The organism is Okeania sp. SIO3B5 (genome assembly GCF_010692555.1).
Taxonomy (GTDB): domain Bacteria; phylum Cyanobacteriota; class Cyanobacteriia; order Cyanobacteriales; family Microcoleaceae; genus Okeania.
The window spans coordinates 1-4,512 of record NZ_JAAHHG010000687.1; the positions used below are offsets into that span (position 1 = coordinate 1).

At 33.8% G+C, this 4,512-nt stretch carries 2 protein-coding genes; both read left to right on the top strand.

The features are described from left to right. The first annotated feature begins 1,745 nt into the window (after positions 1-1,745). The gene (hpsE, locus tag F6K54_RS40860; protein ID WP_366558388.1) at positions 1,746-2,693 is read left to right on the top strand and encodes a hormogonium polysaccharide biosynthesis glycosyltransferase HpsE; all 948 of its coding nucleotides are present in this window, start codon (positions 1,746-1,748) and stop codon (positions 2,691-2,693) included. A 414-nt stretch (positions 2,694-3,107) separates the two neighbouring features. Next, the gene (locus tag F6K54_RS40865; RefSeq protein ID WP_293090186.1) at positions 3,108-4,103 is read left to right on the top strand and encodes a glycosyltransferase family 2 protein; all 996 of its coding nucleotides are present in this window, start codon (positions 3,108-3,110) and stop codon (positions 4,101-4,103) included. Positions 4,104-4,512 lie beyond the last annotated feature (409 nt).

Genomic DNA, 4,512 nt, shown 5'->3' on the forward strand with positions numbered 1-4,512 from the left:
GAGAGATTGGGAGATTGGGAGATTGGGAGATTGGGGGATTGGGAGTGTGGGAGAAATTAAAAAATATATATCTTCTACCATTACCATGCAGGACTACCAAAAATATTATTTTGTATAAATTATTATAACTGATTTTACTATCGCCATCCCTCAGGGCAAACGCATCTAATTTTGCTGATTCCTATTTGTAGTGTTTAGAAAATTAAATAAACACTATACATGGAAATTCTATTGTCAACAAGCGCAATAACTCCCTGTTTATTGATAATTAGGGCTTGCTGATTAAATCTCAAAGCATTGACTGATATTGGTTTCAGCTTTTTTTTGCCTTTAAAAAGTGCAAGCTTTTTAGACCGAAAAGCTTAAAAAGCTAGTATTTTGGGATGATTATGGCAGAAAAATCTTGGGACAATTTTTACGACTACCTTCTCTATAATTTCCATTTCTCCTGTCTCCTGTCTCCTGTCTCCTGTCTCCTGTCTCCTACCCTCACCCATAAGACTTCCATAAGCAAACCCTAATTACCCATACTTTATTGACAAGATGCGTTTGCCCTGTCGCCATCCCTAGATATCTAGACTATGTAGAATAATTAATAATTACAGGACTTACGCAAAGACACTGTGTATAGAGTCCAGTAACTATTGGACAATAGTTATGAGTACTATATATAGCGTATCTGCGTACGTCCTAAATTAATAATGAAAGAAGGAAACTAATTATTCACTATTAATTGTTAGTAAGCATTCAGCCGTCAGCTAGTCTCCTGTCGGAGGAACTGCGGACTTCAGCTAGCCTCCTCCGGAGGAACTGCGGACTTCAGCTATTGTTTTTAGTTTACGATAAAAGCTTTATTAATTTTCTTACTACAAAAATTGACTCCCTTGCCATTAAAGTCTTGTTGCTGATAGCTGACAGCTAATAGCTGTTTGCGCAGCATTCCGCAGGAAATGCTTACAATTGTTACTTATTAGACATTTATTTAGTTAAATTAAATTCTTATATAGTGTTTTCAAATAAGATGTAAATATAGATTGAGGTTTTTTCTAATAAAAAAAACGTTATTTTGAGTCCATTATATTCTTATATTTATTACTATTTCATGCTGTTTTCTCCCCTTTACTATTCCCTATTCCCTATTCCCTTTTTCATAGCACTTGGTTTCCACATTATAGATAAAAACACTACTATATAGAAATCAGGAATCAGATGTGATAATTGAGGTGTTCCTTTAAAGGATAGAATATAGCAGTTATCTTATTCTTATCTCTTAGTTTCTTCCCTCCGTACCTAAAAAAAAGTCTCCAATATCTCACAACTAAAATCATATTGTTATAATAATGTAAGCATTCAGCCATCAGCTATCAGCTAGCCTCCTCCGGAGGAACTGCGGACTTCAGCTATTGCCTTGAGTTAGTTATAAAAGCTTTCTTAATTGAGGAACGAAAAATCTTACTACAAAAGTCAACTCCAAAGTCTATACTCATTTAAACTCCTTTCTTAAGCACAGAGTCTTATTGCTGATGGCTGACGGCTAATAGCTGAATGCTTACATAATAATTAATTATTAATTATCACTGATAGGCAATTTAATTAATGAATTTTAATTCTCTTTGGTGGATAATTCCCTTCTAGTATGATAATGATTTTATAACACATAGCTGTTTGCGTAGCATCCCGCAGGGAAGCGCTGATGGCTGACTGCTGAATGCTTAGGTTAAAAGAATTTTAGGTGGTGAAAAATAATGTTAGATTTTACCGTTGCTATACCAACTTACAATGGAGCAAATAGATTACCTTTGGTATTAGATAAACTGCGGTCGCAAATTAATACGGAAAATATTTCTTGGGAAGTAATAATAGTCGATAATAATAGCAGCGATAATATTACCGAAGTTATAGAAAACTTTCAAGCTAAGTGGCCGGAAAATATACCCCTAAGATATTGTTTTGAAGCAGAGCAAGGATTAGCTTTTGCTAGACAAAGAGCTATTGAAGAAGCTAAGGGCTACTTTGTGAGTTTTCTTGATGATGATAACTTGGCAGAAGCAAACTGGGTCGCAGCAGCTTTTAAGTTTGGTCAAGAACATCAGAAAGCAGCTGCATATAATGGTAAGATAATAGGCGATTTTGAAGTTAATCCACCTGAAAATTTTAATAAAATCAAACCTTATTTAGCTATTAGAGAACATGGTTCTCAACCCCGTTTATTTGAACCAGAAAAATTAAGACTTCCTCCTGGTGCTGGATTAGTAATTAGAAAACAAGCATGGTCTGAATGTGTTCCTAGTAAGTTAGCTTTAACGGGAAGAGTGGGAAAAGTAATGGTAGCTGGTGAAGACTATGAAGCCTTGCTTTATTTACATAAAGGAGGGTGGGAAATTTGGTACAATCCAACTATGTGTATTCATCACAAAATTCCTCAACAACGCTTAGAAAGAGAATATTTGCTTCCTTTAGGAAAAGGTACTGGTTTAGCTACTTGTCAGTTGCGAATGGTTAATGCTAAAAACTGGCAGAAACCATGGATTTTTGCTAGGACAATATTAGGAAATTCCCGTCGGATAATTCTACATTTTCTCAAGTATCGTGGTCGAGTTAAAACAGATTTAATTCCAGCCTTTGAGTTAGAATTTTTTTGGGGTAGTCTGCTGAGTCCTTTTTATAGTTTTTACCTGTGGCAGAAAAAATAGACCGCTGATAATTTTTAAACTTACCGAATAATTAGGGTTTGCTGAAAAAGTCTTTTAGTAGGGGTAGGAGACAGAATTCAGAATTCAGAATTCAGAAGAAATAGGAATTATAGAGGGGGTAGTCAGAAAAATTTTCCCTTGATTTTTCTGCCATAATCGTCCTAAAATATGGCTTTTTGAGCTTTTTCCATCAAAAAGCTGACACTTTTTGAGACCAAAAAATTCTACAACCTTTATATGTTAATGCTTTGATATTTAATCAGCAAGCCCTAATTATTAATTATTATAGGACTTACGCAGATACGCTATATATAGTATTCATAACTATTGTCCAATAGTTACTGGACTCTATACACAGTGTCTTTGCGTAAGTCCTGTTATTAATTATTAATTGTTGAAAAGAGTATGTGTAATATGCCATTAATATCAATTATTATTCCTGTGAGAAATAGAAAAGAAATTACTCGAAATATTCTGGCACAAATATTTAATCAAATTTCTTTAGAAAATTGCGAAAGTAATGTTTCAGTAGTAGTAGTGAATGATGGTTCTACTGACGGAACTAAAGAGATGATAATGGAGCAGTTTGGTAATGTGCATTTGATAGAAGGAGATGGTTCTTTATGGTGGACTGGTGCAATTATTAAAGGTATGGAGTATGGAGTTAATCAGCTTAACGCAGACTATTTAGTATGGCTCAATGATGATATTTCTTTAGCAGATAATTTTTTGGTTAATTTAATAAGCATATGTAGTAACCAAAATTATCAGAAAACTATTGTTGGAGGTTTGGTTAAAGATCTAACTTATCTAGACTGGATTGTATATAGTGGTTCAAAAAAACGTCAACCAATTAGCAATATTAATATGTTTGCATCATCTGAAGAATTAGAGGTTGATGTGTTATGTGGAAATATCGTAGTTATTCCTCGTGGGGTAGTAAATAAAATTGGATATCCTGACGGAGTGAGATTACCCCATCATGGTGGTGATTATGAGTATATAATGCGAGCAAAAAGAAATGGATTTAGAGTAATTTTATCAAGTAAATTATATGCGAATACTGATTTTCAAATTTCAGATGTTTTGAGATATATGCCCTATTGGATACAGTGGTATTTACAACCAAGTTTTTCCCAAAGATATCAAATTATGAAGGGATTATTTTCTTTAAAGGCAAATCAAAATGTTTGGGTTTTAGTTAATCTTCATAGCAGTAATATTAAGGATAAAACTACTCCTATATGGAAATACATATTTTGCTACTTCAATAAAGCTTACCGACTTTTACTAATTGATTTTCTCCCCAAAAAATATCTTGAAAGTAGATTTCAACAGTATTTAGAACAACAGAATTTTCCCTCCGAGATTACTGCTAAAATTAAGCAGAAAAAATCAATGAATAATTAATAATTAATAATTAATAATTAGGGCTTGCTGATTAATTATAAAAGTATTGATATATAAAGGCTTGAGCATTTTTAGGGTCGAATTGCAGTGCGCCTGTTTCAGTTGAAAACTCTCAAAAAGCTAGTATTTTGGGCGTAAGCATTCAGCTATTAGCTGTCAGCTATCAGCTCTCATGAAAGGGTTTAAATGAATATAGACTGTTAGCCGACTTTGGTAGTAAGTGTAAATTCTGCCTCAATTACTAAAGCTTTTATCTAAAACTAAAAGGTATCCGCTCAATAAATGGGGGCGGACTACCAGTTTAGGAAGGATTTTACGTCATTTGAGGCAAGTCAATTACATATTTACCCCGGATTATTGAGCGGTTACACTAAAAGCAATAGCTGAACGCTGAAGTGCTGACGGCTGA